Below are 22,123 nucleotides of genomic sequence, written 5' to 3' on the forward strand. Positions count from 1 at the left end.
GTCAGGCCCCCAGTCGGACGCTCGAGAGCGGGTACGAGTTCGACGACGCGAGCGAGAGCCGCTCGACGCGCTCGCGACGGGCGAGCACCGACTTGGGCACGAAGGCCCAGGCGCACGGCCAGGTGTCCCACGCCGCCTGCTGCGCCTCGGCCAGCCGCTGCTGGCGCAGGGTCGCGTCGGGCTCGGTCGACGCGCGGGCGATCGCCTCGGCCACGTCGGGCTGCACGTAGCCCTGGTAGGTGTCGCGGGTCTGCTCCTTCTCGGCGGTGCCCGCGTACATGCCCTGCAAGATGGTCAAGGCGAGGCCGGTGGGGGCCGAGAAGCCGTTGCCGAGCAGGTCCCAGTCGCCGGCCTTGCCCTGGCGCCATTGCAGGATGTCGCCGCCGGGCTCGAACTGCTGCAGCGTGGTCCGCACGCCGATCGCGCCGAACATCTCGACGAGGGCCTCCATGATGAAGGTGTCGCCGGCGAACTCGCCGGTCTCCCAGATGATGCGCAACGTCAGGTCGCTCGCCCCGAGCTCGGCGAGCGTGCGGCGGGCGAGGTCAGGGTCGTACGTGTACTCGCCGGTCTTCGCGTAGCCGAGCAGGCTCGGTGGCACCACGCCGTCGGCCTGCGTGACCGAATCGGTGAGCACGTCGCGCACGAGGGCGCGGCCGTCGATCGCGTGGCTGAGCGCCTCGCGCACCCGGGCATCGGCCAGCGGGTGCCCCTCGGGCTTGCGGAAGTTGTAGAAGATCTGGTTGATGCGCAGGCTCGAGGCCTTGTCGAGGGCGATCCCGGGCAGGCCCTGCAGCTGCGTCGCCGAGTCGGGCGTGATCGAGTCGATGACGTCGACCTCGCCGCTGCGCAGGGCGATCACCCGGCTGGACTCCTCGGGCAGGAACCGCACCTCGACCCGGTCGACGCCGGGGGCCTCTCCCCAGTACTGCTCGTTGCGGGTCAGGCTGTAGGTGCCGGCGCCGCGGTTGAAGCGCGTGACGACGAACGGGCCGCTGCCCACGCCGTCCTGCAGCTCTTCCGGTTTGTTCGCGGCCGCCGGGGTGATGAGGATGTTGCTCATCAGTGCGTCGAGCACCGGGATCGGCTGCGACGAGTCGAGCGTGAACGTGCGGTCGTCGATCGCGGTCACCGTCGGGAACTCCGGGAAGAAGCTGGCGACGAACGAGCCCTGCACCTGCTCGTACATCTGCAGGGCCGTGGCGACGTCGTCGACCGTGACGGGCGTGCCGTCCGAGTACCGCACGCCCTCGCGCAGCCGGACGGTCCACTGCGTGTCGCTCGTCGGCTCGAAGCTCTCGGCGAGCACGAGCTCGGGCGTGATGTCGGGGCCGATCTGCGTGAGCGCCTGGCGCACCGCCCGCTGCACCGTGACGGCCGCGTCGAACTGGTTCAGCTTGTTGTCGAGGCTGACCAGCGAGCGGTTGAGGGCGAGCGTCAGGGTGCCGGGCCCGGGCAACCCGGTGGGACCGGCGCAGCCGGCGAGGCTGGTGGCGGTCACGAAGAGGCCGGCCGCGGCACCCCAGCGAAGCAGGGTACGGCGCGACATCTCGTGGTCCGCGAACGGAACGGTCATCATCGACCTCTCGATCCAGGGGTTCGACGAGGTCGACGGCGCCCGGTCCCGCAGCGCTGCGACGCCCTCGTCCGGGCTGGATGACACTGTGCCATTGCTGCGCGTTCCGCGCAAGACCATTGGCGCACAACGCGCAGTCGTGTCAGGATGGCCGCATCATGACCCCGATCACCGTCATCGCCGACGACCTGTCCGGCGCCGCCGAGACCGCCGAGCAGTTCCGGCTGCGCGGTCACGAGACCACGGTCTCGCTCGGCGTCCCGTCGGGACGGTCCGCCGGGGTGACGGTCGTCGACGTCGGCACCCGCGCCGGCACCGCCGAGGAGGCGCGGGTCGCGATCGACGCGCTGCCCCTGCCGGTCGGCACCCTCGTCCTGAAGAAGACCGACTCTCTCTGGCGCGGTCACGTCGGGCCCGAGCTCGAGGCCCTGACCGGCCGGGGCTACGACGTCGTCGTGGCCGGGACGTTGCCCGCCCTCGGGCGCACGGTCGTCGGCGGGCGGCCCCTGGTCGACGGGCGACCGGTGGCCGCGACGCCCCTCCGGCACCCCGCACCGGGCGCCGCCCCGCCGAGCCCCGCCGAACTGGTCGCCCATCCGTGGGTGCTCGTCGGCCTCGGCGTCGTGCGCGCGGACCCGGCCCCCGTCGCCGCCCGCCTCGACGACGCGCTCGTCGGGGGAGCCCTCGCCCTCGTCGACGCCGAGACCGACGACGCCCTTGCGGCCGCGGTCGCGGCCGTGCTCCGACCGACCGCCCGCCCCGGGGCCCGTCGGCCGATCGCCCTCGCGGGCAGCGCCGCGCTCGCCGCCGCGCTCGCCGACGCCGTGGCTCCGGCCGTGGCCCCCGCCGCGACCCCTGGGGGCCACGCTCTCGCGCCCGACGCCGTCGGGCCCCCAGGCGGGGCCGGGCCCGTGCGACCCGTCCTCGTCGTGGTCGGCTCGGCCGCCGAGGTGGCCCGCGGCCACGCCGACGTGCTCGCCGCGACCGGTGCGGACGTGCACGAGCTCGACCCGGCGGACGACGCAGGCCGCCTCGTCGAGGTGACCCGCGCCTCCTTGTCCCGGTCGTCCGTCGCCGTGCTGACGGTGACCGCCCGGCGCCTGCCCGACCCGCTCGTCGGGTCGGCGGCCCTCGCCGAGGTCGTCGCCCGGATCGGTGCCGACGTCGAGCTCGACCTCGTGCTGCCCGGCGGCGAGACCGCCCGGGCCGTGCTCGACCGGCTCGCCACGACCACCCTGCGGCCGCTCGCGCAGGTCGAGCACGGCGCCGTCCTCAGCCTCACCGGGGACGGCCGGGGCCTCGCGGGCGACGACCGGCTCGTCGCCACGAAGCCCGGCAGCTTCGGCGGCCCGACCGTGCTCGCCGACCTCGTCGACCTGGTGCGCCGCACCCGCTCCGGCGCCGACCCCCACGACCTCACCGCGTCGGCCGCGTCCGGCGCCCCCACGAAACGGAGAACCCCATGACCACGACGACACCCGACACGCGGCCGTTCATCGCCGTCACCATGGGCGACGGCGCCGGCGTCGGACCCGAGGTGACCGTCGGCGCGCTGCTCGACGAGGCCGCCTACCGCGACGCCCGCCCGGTCGTCGTCGGCGACGCCCACCGACTGCGGCTGGGGGCCGCCGCGCTCGGCGTCGAGGCGGAGATCGTCGAGGTCGACGGCCCCGCCGGCGCCCTCTTCACCCCCGGCCGCATCAACGTCGTCGACCCGCACCTGCTCTCGGCCGACCTGCCCTGGGGCGCCGTCTCGGCCGAGGCCGGTCACGCGGCGTACGAGTACATCCGCATCGCGTGCGAGCTCGGCATGGCCGGTCTCGTGCAGGGCATCTGCACCGCGCCGCTGAACAAGGCGGCGCTGCACGAGGCCGGTCACGTGTTCCCCGGCCACACCGAGCTGCTGGCGCACTTCATGGGCGTCGGCGAGGTGTCGATGATGCTCTCGACGCCCAAGATCAAGGTGATCCACGTGACCACCCACATCGGGTTGATCGACGCCATCGCGAAGATCGAGCCCGGCCTGGTCGAGCGCACGGTGCGCCGCGGCTGGGAGGCCCTCCGCCGCGCGGGCGTCGACGACCCCCGCATCGGCGTCTGCGCGATCAACCCGCACGCCGGCGAGAACGGCCTGTTCGGCTACGGCGAGGAGGCCGAGAAGATCACGCCCGCCATCGAGGTGCTGCAGGCCGACGGCATCCGCGCCGTCGGGCCGCTGCCGGCGGACCCCGCGTTCTTCCTCGGAGGTCGCGGCGATTACGACCTCATCGTGGCGATGTACCACGACCAGGGCCACGGGCCGGTGAAGGTCCTCGGCATCGAGGCCGGCGTCAACATCACCGTCGGGCTGCCCGTGATCCGCACCTCGGTCGACCACGGCACCGCGTTCGACATCGCCGGCACCGGCGTCGTGGCCGTCGGTAGCATGATCGAGGCGCTGCGCCAGGCGGTGGAGATGTCGCCCAGCCCGGCCGACGCCGTCGAGGTCGGTGCGCCGTCGGCGTGACCTCGCCCACCGCACCGAACAGGACGGCCATCGCATGAGCACCAGCGCATGAGCACCACCGCGCGAGAGCGACGCCGCGACATCGTCGATCTGGCCCACACCACGGGCCTGGCGAGCGTCGACGAGTTGAGCCGTCGCTTCGAGGTGACCCCGTCGACGATCCGCCGCGACCTCGCCGAGCTCACCCGGCGCGGCGAGATCGCGCGCACCTACGGCGGGGCCATGCCGATCGGTGCCCCCGGTGCCGAGCCGACCTTCCGCCAGCGCAACAGCGAGGCCGGGGTGGCCAAGGCCGAGATCGCCCGGTACGCCCGCACGCTGGTCCACGACGGTGAGACGCTGCTGCTCGACGCCGGCTCGTCCGTCGCGGCCCTCGCCCGGGAGGCGCGCTCGGGTCTGGTCGCGACGGTCGCCACCACCTCGATCGCCGTCATCCAGCAGCTCGCCGACTCGGACGGCATCCACCTCGAGTGCCTCGGCGGCACGCTGCGCCCGGCCAGTCAGGGCTTCGTCGGGCCGCTGGCCGAGGCCGCGCTCGAGCGCCTGACCTTCGACCGGGTGTTCCTCGGCGCCGACGGCGTGCTCGCCTCGGGGCACGTGGTCGAGGCCGACCTCGTGCAGACGCGGCTGAAAGAGCTGATGTGCCGGCAGTCCGAGCGCGTCTACGTGCTGGCGGACGGGTCGAAGCTCGGTCGCGCGACGTTCCACGCCCGGGCGGCGCTGCCCGAGGGGTGGACGCTCGTGACCGACGCCACGGCCGCACCCGAGGCCCTGGCCGAGTTCGCGGACGCCGGCGTCGACGTGGTCGTCGCGCCCGCCGGCTGACGCGCCGCCCGATCGGCGACCTCGTCGGGCAGGATGGGCGCATGCCCGCACCCACCGCGTCCCTGCCCACCGCGCTCGTCACCGGTGCGTCCGGCGGCATCGGTGCCGAGTTCGCCCGGCGGCTCGCTCCCGACCACGACGTGGTGATCGTGGCACGGAGCGGTGACCGCCTCGAGCAGGTGAGGGTCGAGCTCGTGGCGCCCCGCGCCTCCGGGTCGTTCACGGCCGTGGTCGCCGACCTGTCGACGCCCGAGGGAGTCGAGATCGTGCTGGCCGCGGTCGGCGACCGCACGATCGACGTGTTGGTGAACAACGCCGGCGGCGGCGCGCCCGGGGCGTTCGCCGAGTCCGACCCCGCCGCGGTCCAGGCGCAGGTGCACCTCAACTGCTCGCAGGTGGTCGCGCTGACGCGCGCGCTGCTGCCCGGCATGGTGGCCCGCCGACGCGGAACGGTGGTCAACGTCGCGTCGACGGCGGCGTTCCAGCCGATCCCGACGATGGCGGTCTACGGGGCGACGAAGGCGTTCGTCCTCTCGTTCAGCGAGGCGCTGCACGCCGAGGTCCGCGGGTCGGGCGTCACCGTCACGGCGCTCTGCCCGGGGGCGACCGAGACCGGCTTCTTCGCCGCGACCGGGAGCGACTTCCTCACGAGCGGTCGCCAGACGCCCGAGCAGGTCGTCACCGCAGCACTGCGGGCCGTGCGCCGCCGCCGTGCCGTCGTGGTCAGCGGGCTCGGCAACGCGATCGGCGCCCAGGCACACCGCTTCCTGCCCCGCCGGCTCGTGACCGCGGCCTCGGCCCTGATCGTCCGCGAGCGCTAGGCACCGGGCCCGGGTCGCCGGCCGCGTTTGGCCCGCACGGCGAACGCGTCGAGGGCGACGAGCACGTCGGGCGCCTCGTACAGGCGTCCGCGGCGTGCCTCACCGATCGGCCGCACGATGCCGTCGTCGACGAGCCGCTCGATGCCGGCGCGGGCGTTGTTCGTCGCGACCCCGAGTTCGCGGGCGACCGACGGCACGTCGACGACGGGCTGGCGTTGCAGCACATCGAGCAGACGTCGACCGACCGACCCCGCGCGGGCGGTCGTGAGGTCGTCCCACTGCAGGCGTAGCCGGGTCAGGTCCGTCACGAGCGAACGGCCGTTGTCGACCGCCTCGACGGTCGCGCGGGTGAAGGTGCGGACGATCGGTTCGACGTCGCCGTCGCGATACGCCCCGAGCGCGTCGAAGTACCCCGAGGCGTCCCGCAGGAGGCCTGCCGAGACCGGCACCGTCACCTGACGCATGACGCCCAGCCGTCGCAGCATCGAGTGGACGATCGCGCGACCCGTCCGGCCGTTGCCGTCGGGGAAGGGGTGGATGGTCTCGAACTGCGCGTGGGTCAGCGCGACGTGCACGAGGGCCGGCAGGTCGTCACGGCGGGCGAAGGCGAGCACGTCGTCCATGGCTCGCGGCACCCTCTCGGCACGGGGCGGCACGAAGTCCGCCGTGTGCGGGCTCGTTCCCGTGCCCCCGATCCACACCTGCTGATCGCGCCAACGGCCCGTGTGATGCGGTTGCTCGTCACCCAGGAGGGCCGCGTGCATCGCGATCACGGCAGCGTCGTCGAGGTCGTCGGCGAGGGCGACGGCGGCCTCCATCGCGTGGGCGTTGGCGGTGACGAGCCGGGCGTTCGTCCCCGCCGTGCGGCCGAGGGCGGCGAGGGCGATGCCGCGGGGCATGGCCGTGAGGTTCTCGATCTCGGGGCTCGACGCGCTCTCGCTCCGCAGCAGGATCGCCGCGAAAGGGGCGGTGAACGCGCCCACCTCGGCGTCGAAGCGGGCCAGCTCGGCGACGGCGTCCTCGCAGTCGACCACGAGGTCTGCTGGCAGGTTCGGCGCGGCGGCCTCGGCGATGATCGGGGTGACGGCGGCCTCGTACGGCCCGCGTGACCGCAGTCGAGCCCGGCGGGAGAGCGGGGCGTCCTCGTCGTCGTCCCAGGGGTGGCTCTCGTACTCGACCCGAGGCCACGAGGGCGGGGGAACGATGGGCATGCCTCCCAGCTTAGCCATGGTTAGTCGATCAAACGTCCTCTCGGTGAACGAGGGCGGCGTCGCGCGCCGCGACGAGCAGGTCGGTGAGCACCGTGCCGGTCGCCCCGCGGTCTTCGGGGTGCCACTGGACGCACCACACCGGCGCCGTGCCGTGTTCGACGGCCTCGACCGTGCCGTCGTCGGCCCAGGCCACCGCGCGCAGCCCCTCGCCCAGGCGTCCCACCGCCTGGTGGTGCGAGCTGCGCACGACCAGCGACGTCGTGCCGAGCATCGTCGCGAGCGTGCTGCCGCCGGCGAGCCGGACCGGGTGGTCGACCATGCTGTCCGAGACGTCGTCCGGGTTCACGTGGCCGGGGTGCTCGAGGTGCTGCACGAGGTCGCCGCCGAGGGCGACGTCGACCACCTGCATGCCGCGGCAGATGCCGACCAGCGGCACCCGCGCCTCCACGGCCCCGCGCACCACCTCGACCTGCACCCGGTCGGCGTCGGCGAAGGTCTGGCCCCGCCCCGGGTAGTCGACGGGCCCGCCGTAGTGGCTCGGGGCGCCGCCCCCCCCGCCGGTGACGAGCACCGCGTCGGCCTCGTCGAGGGCGGAGCGCACGTCGCCGAGCCGGTTCGCGGGCCCCCGCCGCGCCGCGAAGCCGACCTGCTCGGCGGCCGCCACCACCGAGGTTGACAGGTCGTCGAGCTCACGTTCGAACGCGGGGTCGTCGCGGGCCTCGTCGGTCACGTCGAGGACCAACAGGTTCAGGAGGTGCGGTGCGGGCGAGTCGCTCATCTCGCCATCCTGGCAGCCCGGCCCGCCCCCTGCGGCGCGTTGCCGCGACGACGCGTCGCTGGTCGGTGCCGGCGATCCCGCCGAGTCGTTCGAGCACGCCCGTGAGGATCGTGCCGGCCGCGTCGGGCAGCACGTGGTGGTTCATGTAGATCGCCTCGAGCCAGGGCAGCACCTCGTCACGACCCCAGCCGACGGCGTCCCAGTCGACGCCGGGCAGGGCCTTCGTGAGCGGCTGGTCGGTCCGTGGGTCGAGCCAGGCCTCGGCGATCGGCACGGCGTCGGACGTGCCTTGGGGCGTCCAGCTCAGCGCGATCGGGTGGTCGTCGCCCTCGATGTGGTCGTGCTCGACGGCGCCCGAGCCGAGCCACGGCAGGGTGAGCAGCTCGCCTTCGATGTCGACCTCGATCAGGTCGAGCTTGCGGGGCTCCTCGACCTCGCAGACGTAGAGGTCGAAGCCGGCGTCGTGCCAGGCGGCGGCCTCGTCGACCTCGTCGAGCAGGTCGGGCATGCGGCGGTGCAGGTCGACGATGAGCCGGGTCGACCACTCGACGAGCGCCCGGGGGTCGGCGACGCCGAAGGGGCTGAGGTCGCTGTCGTCGCCGGTCGCGGGGGGGAAGGGGTGCTGGGCGTCGCCCGCGGGCGTGGTCGCGGGGGGCACCTGACCGGTCTCGTAGCCGACGTACAGCGCGGTGATCAGGTCGTCGTCGTCGTACTCGGCGTAGAGGTTCGGCTTGCCGAGCGCGGTCGGCAGCGGCGTCTGCGCGGCCGGGCGCTGGCCGAGGTCGAGCACGGCACGGAAATGGGTAGTGGGGAGCCTCAGGCTCATGTCGGTCACGGCGTGGGGCCCAATCGGTGGCTCACGCCGGGGGAGAGGCCGCGACCGCCCGTCCGCGGCCTGTCCACAGCGAAGGAGGCGCGCTCCGGGCCTCCCCGGGGCGCGCCTCCTCGTGTGGTCGCCTCGACGGCGACGTGCCTACGCGGCGACGGGGCTGCGCTGGCCGACGACCGAACCGGCCTCGGCGGCGTCGGCCGACGCGTCGGCACCGGCGGCCGTGCTGCGGCGGACGAACTTCTTCAGCAGGACGAGCACGAGCGCGCTCACCACGGTGCCGGCGACGATCGCCAGCGCCCACATTCCCAGGTTGCCGATCGCGAAGAACACGAAGATGCCGCCGTGGGGGGCCTGCGACGTGACGCCGGCGGCCATCGAGATGGCTCCGGTCACCGCGCCTCCGACCATGCTCGCGGGGATCACGCGCAGCGGGTCGGCCGCGGCGAAGGGGATCGCGCCCTCCGAGATGAACGAGGCGCCGAGGAGCCAGGCGGCCGTGCCGTTGGAGCGCTCGACCTGCGAGAAGCCCTTGCGGTAGAGCACGGTCGAGGCGAGGGCCATGGCCAGCGGCGGGACCATGCCGGCGCCCATGACGGCGGCCATGATCATCAGCGGGGCGGGGTTGTCGCTGATGGAGCCCGCCGACAGGCCGGCGACGGCGAACGAGTACGCGACCTTGTTGACCGGGCCACCGAGGTCGATGCACATCATGAGGCCGAGGATGACGCCGAGGACGATCGCCCCGGTGCCGCTCAGGCCGTTGAGGAAGTCGGTCAGGGCGACGGTCAGGGCGGCGATCGGGCCGCCGAGCACGAGCACGAGCAGACCCGAGGCGAAGATCGACGCGAGCAGCGGGATGATCACGACGGGCATCAGGCCGCGCAGCCAGCGGGGCACGTCGGGCTTGCCGATCCAGTAGGCGGCGAAGCCGGCGAGCAGACCACCGACGAGACCGCCGATGAAGCCGGCGCCCATGAAGACGGCGACGGCGCCGGCGACGAAACCGGGGGCGATGCCGGGTCGATCGGCGATCGCGTACGCGATGTAACCGGCCAGGGCGGCGACGAGGAAGCCCATCGACAGGTTGCCGATCTGGAACGCGGCGGCACCGAGGAAGTACTGCAGGCCCTCGGGCGGCAGGTCGAACAGCGAGTAGTCGGTCAGCACCGTCGCGGCGTTGCCGGCGATCTCGTAACCCGAGAGCAGGAAGCCGAGGGCGAGCAGCAGGCCGCCACCGGCGACGAACGGGATCATGTACGAGACGCCGGTCAACAGCCAGCGCTTGAGCGACGAGCCGAAGCCCTGCTTCTCGGCGGTCGAGCCCGTGGCGGCGCCGGCGGCCCCGGCCCTGCCCCCCACCCGGGCGGCGTTCGGGTCCTTCGCGGCGGCCAGCGCCTCCTTCACCATGGCGTCGGGGGCGTCGACGCCGCGCTTGACGGGGCCTCGCACGACCGGCTTGCCGGCGAACCGGCCCTGGTCGCGCACGTCGACGTCGACGGCGAAGATCACGGCGGCGGCCTCGGCGATGACGGCCGGGTCGGGCGGGGTGACCGTGCCCGAGCCCTGCGGCTCGATCTGCAGGTCGGCGCCGAGGCGCTTCGCGGCGGCGACGAGGGCGTCGGCGGCCATGAAGGTGTGGGCGATGCCGGTGGGGCAGGCGGTGACGCCGACCAGCTTCGGGCGACGGGCTCCGTCGCCCGCGGCGTCGGCCGCGGACGAGGAGGCGCCGGTCGCCCCGGCCGCGGAGGTCGCGGCCGGGCCGCGCGTCTCGGCGACCTCGCCGCTGACCTCGTCGTCGACGAGCTCCACGATGTCGGCGGGCGTCTTCGCGGCGCGGGGGGCGGCGGTGAAGTCGTCGCGGATCAGGGCGCGGGCGAGGGTCGACAGCACCGTCATGTGGTCGCCGTCGGCGCCTTCGGGCACGGCGATCATGAAGACGATGTCGGCGTCGCCGTCGGGGGCGCCGAAGCCGACCGTGCGGGCGAGCCGCGAGAAGGCGAGGGTCGGCTCGGTGACCGAGGCCGACCGGGCGGGGGGGAGGGCGATGCCGCCGGGGGCGCCGGTGCCGACCGGGGCCTCAGGCTGGAGGGCGGCGTCGGCGGGCGAGTCGGCCGAGCCGGCGCGGCCCGAGGCGGCGACGCGCGCGGCCAGGGCGCGGATGACGTCGGTCGACGTGCCGCCCAGGTCTTCGTCGAGACCGACGAGGTCGGTGCTGATGAGGGATGACATGCTGTTCTGCTCCTTGGGGTTGGGCGACGCTGCTCAGAGGTGCCCGACGGCCGCGGGGGCCACCGGGACGACGTCGATGTCGTCAGGGAAGGTCTGGTCGAAGCGGGGGACGATGCTGCCGGGCAGGGCCGCGGCGGCGGCCCCGGACGCGACGGCCTGGGCGAGGCGGGGCGGGGCGGGGGCCCCGGCCGTCTCGGCGAGCAGGTAGCCGGACAGCGACGAGTCGCCGGCGCCCACCGTGCTCAGGGCGGTGATGACGGGGGCGGCGGCGAACCAGGACCCCTCGTCGTCGATCAACAGGGCGCCCGCGCTGCCGAGGGTGAGCAGCACGGTCTCGACGCCGAGTTCGCGCAGGCGTCGGGCTCCGGCGACGGCCGAGGCCGGGTCGGCCTCGTACGCCTCGGGGTCGCCGCCGACGATCTCGGCGAGCTCGTCGGCGTTGGGCTTGACGAGGTCGATGCCGACGCCCGACGCGATCAGGGCCGCGAACGGCTCGCCCGACGAGTCGACCGCGATGCGCGGGGCGGTGTCACCGCAGGAGGCGCGCACGGCCCGGACGACGTCGGCCAGCCAGGTCGTCGGCAGGCCGGGCGGCAGCGAGCCCGCGAGCACCAGCCACGAGGCGAGGGCCGCGTGCTCGACGACGAGCGCGGTGAGCTCGTCCACGTGGGCGCCGAGGTCGGGGCCGAGCTCGTTGATCTTGGTGGTCGTGCCGCCGGGCTCGGTCAGGGTGACGTTGGCCCGGAGGCGCTGGTCGATCGGCAGGTTGACGGTCGGCACGCCCCGCTCGCGCAGGGCGACGAGGACCGGGTCGTCGAGGGCACCGGGGAGCAGGGCCACGGTCTCGGCACCCGACGCCGCCAAGGCTCGGGACACGTTGACGCCCTTGCCGCCGGGCTCGTCGGTCGTGCTGACCGAGCGCTGCACCGCGCCCCGCTGCAGGGTGCCCGGCAGCTCGATCGTGCGGTCGAGCGAGGGGTTCGCGGTGACGGTGAGGATCATGCGGGTGCCTCCTGGCAGCGGTGCGGGGTCGAGCGGGGCCACGACGGGGCGGGGCGGACGGGTCGAGCCGCTCATGCCACGATCACCTCGACGTCGGCGAGCTCGAGCGCCTCGCCCAGGTCGGGGGCGGGGGGCGCGTCGGTGACCACGGTGTCGATCTCGGCCAGGCGCGCGAACCGCACCAGCGCCTCCTCGCCGTGTTTGGTCTGGTCGACCACGGCGACGACACGGCGCCCGGCGCGGACGTAGGCCGACTTGACGGCGCCCTCGAACTCGTCGGGGGTCGACAGCCCGAAGCCGGCGCTGAGGCCGTTCGCGCCGACGAAGACGATGTCGGGCCGCAAGGCCTGGATCTGCTCGACCGTGCTCGTGCCGACGGCGGCGCTGGTCAGGCCGCGGACGCGTCCCCCGAGCAGGTGCAGGTCGACGTGGGGGCTGTGCTGCAGCAAGGCCGCGATCGGGACGGCGTTCGTGATGACGGTGAGGACGGTGCCGGGCGTCGCCGGGGTCCAGCGGGCGAGCTCGGCGGCGACGGCGGCCGTGGTGGTGCCGGCGTCGAGGGCGATCGACCCCGTGAACGTCGGGGGTACGAGGTGCGCGGCGGCCTGGGCGACCGACGTCTTCTCGGGGCTGTGTCGGGTCTCGCGCTCGCTCAGGCTGAGCTCGCTGACGCTGGAGCGGCCCGCGGCGACGGCACCGCCGTGCACGCGTTGCAACAGGCCCGCCTGCTCGAGGGCGTCGAGGTCTCGGCGGACCGTCTCGGCCGTGACGTCGAGGCGCAGGGCGAGATCGCTGACCGACACCCGACCGGCCGAGCGCAGGGCTTCGGCGATCGACTCGTGCCGTTCGGTGGCGTACATGCGACCTCCTCGTCGTCTCGCGGTGCTGCTGGTGCCGGTGCTGCTGGTGTCCGTCCGGCGGTGTCGCGCGCCGGTGTGGGCCGACTGTACGACGGTTCCACAGAGAAAACAAGACAAAGACAGAAAAACGAAGAAGAACGCAGATCGCACACCCGAGCCGGTCCGTCATGTCCGCAATGCGCACTCTTGCCGATCTGGCTAGTTCATCTAGCTATCCACCTGTCACAGTGATGGACGTACCGGTTCACGGCGGTACGGGCACCGACTTCACGGGCGGTGCCGAAGCTCCAGCAAGTTCCTCAGGTGGCGCAGGGTCACCAGAAATGAGAAGAACATGAACACCAGCAGCCCCGCGCTCCAGGGCCTCGGCCACGAGCAGCTCGTCTCCCTCGTCCGCGGGACCGTCGGTTCGGCTCGCCCCTCGGTGGTCCGTCCGACCACCGGTCGCGTCGACGCCGGCCTCTACCGCCGCGACCCCCGTGTCCCGGCCGTCCGCATCGAGACCTACCCCCGTCGTCGTCGGGCCCGTGTCGCAGCGGTCGCCCTCGCCGCCCCGATCTCGGCAGCCGTCTCGGCCGTCGCCCGGGTCGACGAGCCCACCTACGCCGACTTCCTCGTGGCCGCCCCGGCCCACGCGATGTCGGCTTGAGGCAGGCACGATGACGTTCGCACAGCGCATCCTCGCCGATCAGGTCGGCGACCACGTGTCCTATTTCGACACGGCCCTCGACGACACCGACGACCTCGACTGAACGGCCCGACCATGACCCCCGCGCTTCCCTCGCTCGACACCCTCGTCCACCCCGACCTCCACGAGTACGTGGCCGACCGCTACCCCTTCGTGGCCGGTCTGGTGGACGACGACCAGATCTGACCGTCCCGGGCCCCGGCCCGGTGCACGACTTCGGACGGGCTGACGCCCGGCCCGTCGACGGTGCGTACCAGCGGCCCGCAGCGCGGGACGCCGACGAGCACCCCACGAGAGCCCCCTCGCCCCCGGCGAGGGGGCTCTCGCGTGTCCGGAGACGCCACCCGCGGGGGAGGCGGGTGGTCCTCGGGACGGACGCCGCGCCTCCTCGGGGTCCGTAGCGTGGACGAGGTCGCACCCGTGGGGGCGACGGTGCGGCCACCCGGCCCGCGCCGACGACGAACCGAGGAGGCGCGGTGTCCACCGTCGAGATCGTCCCGCGTCACCGCCCGGGTCGCGCCGCCCGCACGCGCGAGTCCCTGCTCGACCTGCTGGCCTTCGGCCGCGCGCAGGCCCTCTCGTGCGCGTTCGCGGTAGCGATCTTCGCGGGGCTCGCCGTGACACGCGTGGTGGACGTGGGCATCCCGCGCTACGACGCCCTGCTGATCTGGTGCCTGCTCGTGCAGGTCGCGCTCGTCGCGACGCGGCTCGAGACCCGGGACGAACTGCTCGTCATCTGCGTCTTCCACGTCCTGGGCCTCGGGCTCGAGGTGTTCAAGGTGGCGATCGGATCGTGGTCGTACCCGGAGCCCGGCGTGTTGCGCCTGGGTGACGTGCCGCTCTACAGCGGATTCATGTACGCGGCCGTCGCGAGCTACATCTGCCAGGCGTGGCGACGACTCGACCTGCGCGTCGACCCGGTGCCGATGGTGGCGACCATGGTCGTCGCGGTCGGTTTCTACGTCAACTTCTTCACGAACCACTGGATCACCGACCTGCGTTGGGTGCTGCTCGGCGTCGCCGCGCTGCTGATCGCCCGGCGGTCGGTGACCTTCCGCGTGCGGGGCCTCGACCGCCGCATGCCGTTGCTCGTCTCGTTCGCCCTGATCGGGCTCTTCATCTGGATCGCGGAGAACGCCGCGACCCTGCTCGGCGCCTGGACCTACGCCTCGCAGGCCGACGGCTGGAGCCTCGTGCACCCCAGCAAGATCGGCTCGTGGATGGTGCTCGTGATCTTCAGTTTCATGCTCGTGCTGTGGCTGAAGCAGCGGAAGGGGCCGCGCCGACGGTGACGGCGTGACGGCGTGACGGCTCGACGGTCGCACCACCGTCGCGTCGTCGAACCACGCTCCCGGATGGTTCGACGACGCGGACGTGGTGCGTCCTCGCCCACGGGTCGCGGTCAGGGGGCGGCGTGACGCCCGACGCGCGTGGGGGCCGGCGCGGCCGCCTGCGGGGCGCGACCCGACACGGCCGCCGCGACCGCCGCCTCCCGGGTCTCGTACATCGTCGGCAGGGCGTGGCCCCCGTCGGCCGTCTCGTAGCTCTGCAGCTCGATCTCGGCCAGGCGGGCGAACTCGGCGAGCTTCTCGGACGACACGCTCTTCGCCTTGCGGGGGCGGGTGTTGTGCAGGCAGAACGTGCCGATCGCCTCGCCCGTCGACGAGTGGATAGGGTGCCCGGCGTAGAAGTACCCGTGGTTGAGGTCGAGGTAGGGGTTGTCCTTGAACCGGTCGTCCTTGCGGGCGTCCTCGACGATCACGGGCGCGTCGGCCGCGACGGTCACGTCGCAGAACGTCAGCTCGCGGGGGATCGCCACCGGCAGCAGCTCGGTGTTGACCGCGTAGTACAGCTTCTTGCCGTCGAGCAGCGAGACGCCCGCGACGTCGACGCCGACCTCCTTCTCGGCGCGGCGGGCGGGGTCCTGCGGGGTGTCCGACCCGCCGGTGCTGGCGAGCTCGACCAGCGTCTCGGCACCCGACCACTCGAAGGTAGGTTCGGGCAGTGCCCGCCGCGGACGCGCAGGAGGCGCGGTGCCGGTCGGCGGGACGGGCACGGTTCCGGGGGTGCTCACGGCTGCAGGCGTCGGCGTCGGCGCAGGCGTCGTGGCAGGTGTCGGCAGCGGTGCGGGGGCCGCTGTCGAGCGCGCCGCGACGGCCTGCTCGGCCTCGAGACGGGCGCCGGCCGCCCGCGCGGCCTCGAGCCGCGCGACGACCGGGTCGACCGGAGCCGGCGCGGCCACCGACGCCGCCAGTCGGGCCACCTCGAGCTGGGCCGCGACGCGCTCGGGCACGAGGGGGGCCGCCGAGGTGCGCGGGATGTGCTCGACCGATTCGCCGCGGCGCACCACGTCGAGGGTCGGGGCGACCCGGTCGGCGACCACGGCGCCCCATTGCCGGTACATCGTCTCGCAGCCGTGCGGGCGCCCGGGCTGCAGCTCGCCCGGGGGCAGTCGGAAGTACGAGGTCGGCGGGTGTTGCGAGGCGACCCGCTCGGTGATGTCGTTCATGCGCGCGGCGTGCCGGTCGGCGACCGATCCGAACGGGTTGTCGAACCGCGTCACCGAGCGGATGGGCTGCACGCCGACCAGGACGATGCGGGCGGTCGGGTGGACGCGGCGCGTCAGGTCGGTGACGAGCGACGTGACGTCGCGCTGCCAGCTGTCGAGCGGGGTGAGCATGACGGCGTCGTTGAGGCCGAGCATCACGACGACCGTGTCGTACAGGCTGAGGTCGTGGTCGCCGATCCACGAGCGGGCCGACCCGGCGTTCATCATCTCGTCGCCGATGTAGTCCACCGAGCACGCACGTCCGGTGTTCTTCGAGGTCTCCTTGGCGATCTGGCCGGTGAGCGCCTGCTCGTGGCTCGTCACGCCGAAGCCGTGGGTGGGGCCCGTGCCGATCAGCAGCACGGTGTCGGGGTCGGGGGAGTCCGCCCGGTAGGTCGGCCGACCGCGCGGAGACGGCACGTGCCGCGAGCGCGAGAGCGTCCACAGGTAGAACAGGCGCATGGCAGGCCTCAGCCGCTCGTAGCTGCGCGTCGGGTGCGCGGGTGTGTCGACCGTCCTGGTCACGTGGTGCTCCTCGGGTGTCTCTCGGTGTCTCGTCCCCCCGTCCCAGGCTAGGCAGCGGGCGTGCACGGGGCTGCCCCCAGTGCGGGTCCGCGGTGGCCCCCCTTGTGGTCGCACCCCAGCGCCGCCCCGTCGTTCCGGGAAGTCCACCCGAACCTGGACGCAGGAGGCGCGGGGCGAGCAGGCTGGTACGCGTGACTCCCGCAGACAGCACGTCCCCCGACGACGACCACGGTTCCGTCGCCACCGCCCTCGAGCTCGTGGCGGACGAGGTCGACGCCGCCGTCTCGGCGGTCCTCGACGCCGACGCCGGGGGCGATTCGGGCGGGGACGACGACACGTCCGGCCAGCTCGACGCCTTCGCCGACCTGCTCGACGACGCCGAGCGCGTCTTCGTGCACGGGGCGGGGCGTTCGGGTCTCGCCCTGCGCATGACCGCGATGCGACTGATGCACCTCGGTCTCGAGGTGCACGTCGTCGGCGAGGTGACGACTCCCGCCATCGCCGACGGAGACGTGCTGCTCACCGCGAGCGGCTCGGGCACGACGTCCGGCATCGTCGCCGCGGCCCGCACCGCCGTCGACGCCGGGGCCCGGGTGGCCGCGATCACCACCGCCGCCGACTCGCCGCTGGCCGACCTGGCCGAGGCCGTCCTCGTGGTCCCCGCCGCCGACAAGCAGGACCGCTCGGGAGCCGCCTCGTCTCAGTACGCCGGCGGCCTGTTCGAGCAGACGGTCGTGCTGCTCGGCGACGCCGTCTTCCACGCGCTGTGGAAGCGCTCGGGTGCCGATGCCGACGAGCTCTGGCCCCGCCACGCGAACCTCGAGTAGCCGCCCCGCGCCTCCGCGCGCGGCGCCCTCCGCGTCGCGCCGTCGATGCGCTGTCGAACCATCCGAATGGATGGTTCGACAGCGCATCGACGGTTCGTCTCGCTCAGAGGGTGGGGGTCCTGTGGAGAACTGCGACAGGGCACGGTCACGACCGGCAAGGTGTGGGGATGATCGATTCCCTACCGCCCGTCATCCGCTCGTCCCAGCTGGGCCACGGGACGCGAGAGTCCTCCTCGGTCCGTCGCCGGATCGACCGTGGTGAGCTCCTCCGGCTGTGCCCGGGTGTCGCCGTCGAGCGGGAGGCCTGGCAGGCTGCCACGCCGAGGCAACGCCATCTCCTGCGCGTGGTCGCGCTCCTGCCCAAGCTGTCGAGCCGGGTCGCCGTCTCACACGCGTCCGCGGCGGCCGTCTGGGGTGCACCGATCTTGGGTGACTGGCCGGACCGCGTCCACGTCGTCGACCCCGCTCGTCGCACGACGCAGTCCACGCCGACGGTCGTCCGTCACGCCGGACTTCTTCTGCCCCAGGAGGCGCGGGAGGAGTCCGGGGTGCTCGTCACCTCGCCGGCGCGCACGGCTGCCGATCTCGCGTTGTCGTGGACCTTCCGGGAGGCCGTCGTCGCCCTCGACCAGCTGCTCCGCCGTCGGTTGACCACGCGGGGGGAGGTCGGTCGGTTCCTGGACGCACGGCCCACGGCTCGGGGCCGCACGGGCGCTCGTCGTGCCGTGGCCTTCGCGACGTCGGCGGCCGAGTCCCCCGGGGAGTCGCTGACGCGGGTCGTCCTGCACGAGCTGGGTGCGCCTCCTCCGGTTCTCCAGAAGAGCTTTCGCTGGGGTGATCGCGGTCAGTTCGTGGACGTGGTCGACTTCTGGTGGCCCCGGTTCGGTGTCGTCCTCGAGTTCGACGGGCGGACCAAGTACGCGAAGGGCCGGTGGCGGAAGGGGCGTTCTCCGGAGCAGATCGTCGTGGACGAGAAGATCCGGGAGGACCGCATCCGCAACCGGCCCGAGGTCGACGGATTCGCTCGCACGGTGTGGGACGAGGTCATGCCCCCGCCGCGCCTTGCGATGAACCTGCGCGCAGCCGGACTGCCCCTGGGCTGACGCCTCGCGGCCGGTGGTCCTGCGAGTCGGGCACCGGGACGACACCACCGATGCGCCGACGAACCATCCACCTGCGTGGTTCGTCGGCGCATCGATGGTTTCGGAGCGGTGCGTCTGCCACACGTTTTACCCGCGCGAAACAATTCGTATACAAAACTGGGGCGTGCGGCAGGATTGTATGCAATCCACGCCGCACAGACCGATACCGCCCGAGCATCGGAGGCCCGATGGCCCGCCCACCCCGCCCGACCCGTTCCGCGAGCGCGTCCCGTGCCGCGAGCGCGAGCGCGAGCGCACCGGACGGCCGTCGCCGCCTGCGCCGAGCCCTCGCGCTCCCGGCCCTCGCCGCCGCCGCGACGCTCGCGCTGACGGCCTGCGTCCCGCAGCAGCCCGCCGGCACGAACCCGCCCGACAAGACCGACGTCACCACCGCCCCGATCGGCGACAAGACGATCGTCGAGGGAGGCGACCTGGTCATGGCGTTGTCGGCCGAGCCGGACGCCCTCGACCCCACCACGTCGTCGTCGCTCTACACGCGGTACGTCATGGAGACGGTGTGCCAGAAGCTGTACGACATCGACGCCGAGGGCGACCTGGTGCCGTTGCTGGCGACCGAGCTGCCGACGCTGTCGGACGGCGGGCTGACGGTCGACATCCCCGTGCGCACCGACGCCGTGTTCGCCGACGGGACCCCGCTCGACGCCGAGGCCGTGGTCACCACGCTGCGCCGCCACCTCGACAAGCCCGACTCGTCGCGGGCCAGCGAACTCGGCCCCGTCACCGGGGTCGAGGCCCTCGACGACGACACGGTGCGACTGACCTACGAGCGCCCCTTCGCCCCGCTCACCGCGGCCCTCGCCGACCGGGCGGGCATGATCATGTCGCCGACGGCACTCGAGGCCGAGGGCGACGACTTCGGCGACGCCCCGGTCTGCGTGGGCCCGTTCAAGTTCGTCGACCGGGTGCCGCAGACCTCGATCTCGGTCGAGCGCGACCCGCTGTACTACGACGCCGAGGACGTGCACCTGGACACGATCACCTACCGCATCATCACCGACGCGAGCATCCGGGCCGCGAACGTGCGGGCGGGTGACGTGCAGGTCGCCGACTCGATGTCGACGATGGACGTCGACTCCCTCATGGCCGACGACGGCCTGACGGTGTTGCAGGTCGGCTCGTTCGGCTACCAGGGCATCACCGTGAACATCGGCAACCAGGACGGCGTCGGAACCGACCCCGTGCAGATCGACACCCCCCTGGCGAGCGACGTGCGCGTCCGTCAGGCGCTGGCCATGTCGATCGACCGCGACGCGCTCGTCCAGAGCGTGTTCGGCGGGTGGAACGACACCGCCTGCTCGCCGATCCCGCCGACCAGTCCGTTCGCCACGGACGCCAGCGACGCCTGCCCGGGCTACGACCCCGAGGGAGCGAAGCGCCTCCTCGACGAGGCGGGCGGGGCCGCGCCCCACGCCATCGAGATCCAGGCCAGCAACAACGCCGACACGTTGCGCCTCGCCCAGGCGTTGCAGGCCCAGGCCGCCGACGGCGGGTTCCGCCTGTCGATCACCCCGGTCGAGTACTCGACCCTGCTCGACGTGCAGTCGCGTGGTGACTTCGACGCGCTGCAGCTCGGCTGGTCGGGTCGTGTCGACCCGAACGGCAACATGGTCAACTTCCTGCGCACCGGTGGCGGCAACAACTACTCGGGCTACAGCAACCCCCGGGTCGACGAGCTGCTGGCCGACGCCGCGGCGTCCATCGACGTCGACGAGCGGGCGGCGCTGTACGGCGAGGCCGTGACGCAGGTCCAAGAGGACGAACCGCTCATCTACCTGTACCGCACCCGCAGCCTGACCGCGCTGACGAACGAGGTCGCCGGGGTGTCCACCTACGCCGACGGCGTCGTGCGCCTCAGCAACGCCGCCTTCGTCGAGGGGGAGTGACCCGATGACCCGTTACCTGTTGACCCGGCTCTGGCAGTCGGCCGTCACCCTCGTGATCGCCTCGATCGTCGTGTTCTGGGGGGTGCGCCAGCTGCCCGGCGACCCGGCCCTGGCGCTCGCCGGAGAAGAGGCGACGCCCGAGCGCGTCGCCGCCATCCGGGCCGACCTCGGCCTCGACGACTCGCTGCTCGTGCAGTACGGCCGGTTCGTCGGCAACTTCGTCCGCGGTGACTTCGGCGAGTCCACCCGCACCGGCACCCCGGTCACCGAGCTGATCGGCGCCACCCTGCCGGTCACGCTGTGGCTCGCCCTCTACGCGATCGTGATCGCCGTCGTCGTGGGCGTCGCGCTGGGCGTCGTCGCCGAACGGTACCGGGGCCGCTGGCCCGAGTGGATGGCCAACGCCGCCGCCCTGGTGGGGCTCTCGGTGCCGAACTTCTGGCTCGGCATCCTCGCGATCCTCTGGCTCGCGGCCGGCCTCGGCCTGTTCCCCGCGTCGGGCTACGTGCCGGTGGCCGAGAACCCGGCGAGCGCGTTCTACCACCTCACCCTGCCCGCGCTGATCCTCGGCACGAGCCTCGCCGCGGTCATCATGCGGCAGACCAGGGCCTCGATGATCGAGACGATGAAGACCGACTACGTGCGCACCGCGCGGGCCAAGGGTCTCGGTCGCGGCCGGGTGCTGATGCGCTACGGCCTGCGCAACTCGATGATCGTGGTCGTCACGATCGTCGGCCTGCAGCTCGGCGGCCTGATCTCGGGCGCCGTGGTCACCGAGCGCATCTTCGCCCTGCCGGGCTTCGGCAAGCTCACGCTCGATTCGGTGTTCACCCGCGACTACCCGGTGATCCAGGCCGTCGTGCTGATCATCACGGTCGGCTACATCGTGATCAACCTGGCGGTGGACGTCCTGTACTCCGTCATCAACCCGCGCATCAGGGTAGGAGGCGCATCGTGACCGTCATCGAGACACCCACCGCCGCAGGGGCGGGGCTCGGCTCGGCGCGGGGACGCGTCTGGCGCGGCCTCGTCCGCAACAAGCTGGGCGTCACGGGCGGCGTCATGCTGCTCGTCGTCCTCGTCGCGGGCCTCGCCGCGCCGCTCATCGCCCCGTACGACCCGACCCGGGTCGACTTCGAGCTGCCGTTCCAGGTGCCCGGCACCGTGGGCTACGTGCTCGGCACCGACGACCTCGGCCGCGACATCCTGTCGCGCACCGTGTACGGCATCCGCGTCTCGCTGCAGGTCGGCGTGCTGTCGGTGCTGCTGGCCGTCGTGGTCGGCACGCCCCTCGGGCTGCTGGCCGGCTACTGGCGCTGGCTCGACGGTGTCATCTCGCGCCTGACCGACGTCATGCTGGCGTTCCCGTTCCTGATCATCGCCGTGGCGCTCGCCGCGATCAGCGGTCCGAGCCTGACGAACGCCGTGGTCGCCCTCGGCATCGCCCAGGTGCCGACGATGATCCGCGTGGTGCGCGGCGAGACGCTGCGCGTCAAGTCGACCGACTTCGTCCTCGCCGCGACGACCATGGACGCCACGGGCCTGCGCGTGATCTTCCAGCACGTCCTGCCCAACTGCGTCTCGGCGATCATCGTGCAGGCCACGGTCATCATGCCGGTCGCCGTGATCGGTGAGGCCCTGCTGTCGTTCCTCGGGCTGGGCATCCAGCCGCCGACGGCCAGTCTGGGCATCATGCTCAGCGACGCGCAGCAGTACCTGGCCAAGGCGCCGTTCGCGGCCGTCGTGCCGGGCCTCGCGATCGCCGCGATCTGCCTGGGCTTCAACCTGTTCGGCGACGCCCTGCGCGACGCCCTCGACCCCACCGCCAGCGACCGGAAGTGACCCCCTC

At 73.1% G+C, this 22,123-nt stretch carries 19 protein-coding genes; 11 read left to right on the forward strand and 8 right to left on the reverse strand.

From position 1 onward, the window contains the following. Position 1: 1 nt before the first annotated feature. Complete coding sequence (locus AEQ27_RS13515) at positions 2 to 1,663, reverse strand: ABC transporter substrate-binding protein (protein WP_235451096.1); 1,662 nt, start codon at positions 1,661 to 1,663, stop codon at positions 2 to 4. 71 nt (positions 1,664 to 1,734) lie between these two features. Between AEQ27_RS13515 and AEQ27_RS18380 the strand changes: the two genes are divergently transcribed. The 4 genes from AEQ27_RS18380 to AEQ27_RS13535 are packed head-to-tail and all read left to right on the forward strand — an operon-like array spanning position 1,735 to position 5,728. Further along, the gene (locus AEQ27_RS18380; RefSeq protein ID WP_054147133.1) at positions 1,735 to 3,042 is read left to right on the forward strand and encodes a four-carbon acid sugar kinase family protein; all 1,308 of its coding nucleotides are present in this window, start codon (positions 1,735 to 1,737) and stop codon (positions 3,040 to 3,042) included. Beyond that, the gene (pdxA, locus tag AEQ27_RS18385) at positions 3,039 to 4,082 is read left to right on the forward strand and encodes a 4-hydroxythreonine-4-phosphate dehydrogenase PdxA (protein WP_054147134.1); all 1,044 of its coding nucleotides are present in this window, start codon (positions 3,039 to 3,041) and stop codon (positions 4,080 to 4,082) included. The genes AEQ27_RS18380 and pdxA overlap by 4 nt, the downstream gene beginning before the upstream one ends. A gap of 48 nt (positions 4,083 to 4,130) precedes the next feature. Then, positions 4,131 to 4,907 carry a DeoR/GlpR family DNA-binding transcription regulator gene (locus AEQ27_RS13530; RefSeq protein ID WP_054147135.1) on the forward strand — a complete coding sequence of 259 codons (777 nt, stop codon included), beginning with the start codon at positions 4,131 to 4,133 and terminating at the stop codon, positions 4,905 to 4,907. A 41-nt stretch (positions 4,908 to 4,948) separates the two neighbouring features. Next, on the forward strand, positions 4,949 to 5,728 hold the full coding sequence (locus AEQ27_RS13535) for an SDR family oxidoreductase (protein WP_054147136.1): 780 nt from the start codon (positions 4,949 to 4,951) through the stop codon (positions 5,726 to 5,728). Here the strand turns inward: AEQ27_RS13535 and AEQ27_RS13540 are convergent. From AEQ27_RS13540 to AEQ27_RS13565, 6 genes are all read right to left on the reverse strand, one after another. Then, positions 5,725 to 6,939: a Fic family protein gene (locus AEQ27_RS13540; protein WP_152970379.1), complete on the reverse strand. Its 1,215-nt coding sequence runs from the start codon at positions 6,937 to 6,939 to the stop codon at positions 5,725 to 5,727. The genes AEQ27_RS13535 and AEQ27_RS13540 overlap by 4 nt on opposite strands. Before the next feature lie 28 nt (positions 6,940 to 6,967). Next, on the reverse strand, positions 6,968 to 7,717 hold the full coding sequence (locus AEQ27_RS13545) for a gamma-glutamyl-gamma-aminobutyrate hydrolase family protein (protein WP_082383563.1): 750 nt from the start codon (positions 7,715 to 7,717) through the stop codon (positions 6,968 to 6,970). Further along, positions 7,629 to 8,543: a hypothetical protein gene (locus AEQ27_RS17865; RefSeq protein ID WP_161805549.1), complete on the reverse strand. Its 915-nt coding sequence runs from the start codon at positions 8,541 to 8,543 to the stop codon at positions 7,629 to 7,631. Before AEQ27_RS17865 ends, AEQ27_RS13545 begins: the two co-directional genes overlap by 89 nt. A 147-nt stretch (positions 8,544 to 8,690) precedes the next feature. Further along, positions 8,691 to 10,778 carry a fructose-specific PTS transporter subunit EIIC gene (locus tag AEQ27_RS13555; protein ID WP_054147140.1) on the reverse strand — a complete coding sequence of 696 codons (2,088 nt, stop codon included), beginning with the start codon at positions 10,776 to 10,778 and terminating at the stop codon, positions 8,691 to 8,693. A 33-nt stretch (positions 10,779 to 10,811) separates the two neighbouring features. Further along, complete coding sequence (locus AEQ27_RS13560; RefSeq protein ID WP_054147170.1) at positions 10,812 to 11,780, reverse strand: 1-phosphofructokinase family hexose kinase; 969 nt, start codon at positions 11,778 to 11,780, stop codon at positions 10,812 to 10,814. 71 nt (positions 11,781 to 11,851) lie between these two features. Continuing rightward, positions 11,852 to 12,640: a DeoR/GlpR family DNA-binding transcription regulator gene (locus AEQ27_RS13565; protein WP_054147141.1), complete on the reverse strand. Its 789-nt coding sequence runs from the start codon at positions 12,638 to 12,640 to the stop codon at positions 11,852 to 11,854. A gap of 334 nt (positions 12,641 to 12,974) precedes the next feature. Here AEQ27_RS13565 and AEQ27_RS13570 point away from each other — a divergent pair, with 334 nt between their 5' ends. Further along, positions 12,975 to 13,289 (forward strand): hypothetical protein, encoded by a 315-nt coding sequence (locus tag AEQ27_RS13570; RefSeq protein ID WP_054147142.1) that lies wholly within the window; start codon positions 12,975 to 12,977, stop codon positions 13,287 to 13,289. A 515-nt stretch (positions 13,290 to 13,804) separates the two neighbouring features. Next, positions 13,805 to 14,620, forward strand: coding sequence for a DUF817 domain-containing protein (locus tag AEQ27_RS13575; RefSeq protein ID WP_200908373.1), 816 nt, complete (start codon positions 13,805 to 13,807; stop codon positions 14,618 to 14,620). Positions 14,621 to 14,730: 110 nt separating this feature from the next. Here AEQ27_RS13575 and AEQ27_RS13580 read toward each other — a convergent pair whose 3' ends face one another. Beyond that, entirely contained in the window at positions 14,731 to 16,401 is a 1,671-nt protein-coding gene (locus AEQ27_RS13580; protein WP_152970380.1) for a GAF domain-containing protein, read from the reverse strand. 191 nt (positions 16,402 to 16,592) lie between these two features. Between AEQ27_RS13580 and hxlB the strand changes: the two genes are divergently transcribed. The 5 genes from hxlB to AEQ27_RS13605 all read left to right on the forward strand — a co-directional run bounded on the left by hxlB (position 16,593) and on the right by AEQ27_RS13605 (position 22,116). Next, the gene (gene hxlB, locus AEQ27_RS13585; protein ID WP_054147144.1) at positions 16,593 to 17,228 is read left to right on the forward strand and encodes a 6-phospho-3-hexuloisomerase; all 636 of its coding nucleotides are present in this window, start codon (positions 16,593 to 16,595) and stop codon (positions 17,226 to 17,228) included. Positions 17,229 to 17,395: 167 nt separating this feature from the next. Then, entirely contained in the window at positions 17,396 to 18,331 is a 936-nt protein-coding gene (locus AEQ27_RS13590) for a hypothetical protein (RefSeq protein ID WP_054147145.1), read from the forward strand. A 227-nt stretch (positions 18,332 to 18,558) separates the two neighbouring features. Then, complete coding sequence (locus AEQ27_RS13595) at positions 18,559 to 20,274, forward strand: ABC transporter substrate-binding protein (protein WP_082383565.1); 1,716 nt, start codon at positions 18,559 to 18,561, stop codon at positions 20,272 to 20,274. A 4-nt stretch (positions 20,275 to 20,278) separates the two neighbouring features. Further along, entirely contained in the window at positions 20,279 to 21,232 is a 954-nt protein-coding gene (locus tag AEQ27_RS13600) for an ABC transporter permease (protein ID WP_054147146.1), read from the forward strand. Then, complete coding sequence (locus AEQ27_RS13605; protein ID WP_054147147.1) at positions 21,229 to 22,116, forward strand: ABC transporter permease; 888 nt, start codon at positions 21,229 to 21,231, stop codon at positions 22,114 to 22,116. Before AEQ27_RS13600 ends, AEQ27_RS13605 begins: the two co-directional genes overlap by 4 nt. Positions 22,117 to 22,123 lie beyond the last annotated feature (7 nt).

The sequence above is a fragment of the Frigoribacterium sp. RIT-PI-h genome (assembly GCF_001297205.1).
Taxonomy (GTDB): Bacteria; Actinomycetota; Actinomycetes; order Actinomycetales; family Microbacteriaceae; genus Frigoribacterium.

Coding starts and splice junctions, on each gene's coding strand:
- AEQ27_RS13595 (WP_082383565.1), top strand. CDS start 18,559: ATGGCCCGCCCACCCCGCCCGACCCGTTCCGCGAGCGCGTCCCGTGCC.
- AEQ27_RS13570 (WP_054147142.1), top strand. CDS start 12,975: ATGAACACCAGCAGCCCCGCGCTCCAGGGCCTCGGCCACGAGCAGCTC.
- AEQ27_RS13555 (WP_054147140.1), bottom strand. CDS start 10,778: ATGTCATCCCTCATCAGCACCGACCTCGTCGGTCTCGACGAAGACCTG.
- AEQ27_RS17865 (WP_161805549.1), bottom strand. CDS start 8,543: ATGAGCCTGAGGCTCCCCACTACCCATTTCCGTGCCGTGCTCGACCTC.
- AEQ27_RS13530 (WP_054147135.1), top strand. CDS start 4,131: ATGAGCACCACCGCGCGAGAGCGACGCCGCGACATCGTCGATCTGGCC.
- AEQ27_RS13560 (WP_054147170.1), bottom strand. CDS start 11,780: ATGATCCTCACCGTCACCGCGAACCCCTCGCTCGACCGCACGATCGAG.
- AEQ27_RS13590 (WP_054147145.1), top strand. CDS start 17,396: ATGATCGATTCCCTACCGCCCGTCATCCGCTCGTCCCAGCTGGGCCAC.
- pdxA (WP_054147134.1), top strand. CDS start 3,039: ATGACCACGACGACACCCGACACGCGGCCGTTCATCGCCGTCACCATG.
- AEQ27_RS13535 (WP_054147136.1), top strand. CDS start 4,949: ATGCCCGCACCCACCGCGTCCCTGCCCACCGCGCTCGTCACCGGTGCG.
- AEQ27_RS13565 (WP_054147141.1), bottom strand. CDS start 12,640: ATGTACGCCACCGAACGGCACGAGTCGATCGCCGAAGCCCTGCGCTCG.
- AEQ27_RS13600 (WP_054147146.1), top strand. CDS start 20,279: ATGACCCGTTACCTGTTGACCCGGCTCTGGCAGTCGGCCGTCACCCTC.
- AEQ27_RS13540 (WP_152970379.1), bottom strand. CDS start 6,939: ATGCCCATCGTTCCCCCGCCCTCGTGGCCTCGGGTCGAGTACGAGAGC.
- AEQ27_RS13545 (WP_082383563.1), bottom strand. CDS start 7,717: ATGAGCGACTCGCCCGCACCGCACCTCCTGAACCTGTTGGTCCTCGAC.
- AEQ27_RS18380 (WP_054147133.1), top strand. CDS start 1,735: ATGACCCCGATCACCGTCATCGCCGACGACCTGTCCGGCGCCGCCGAG.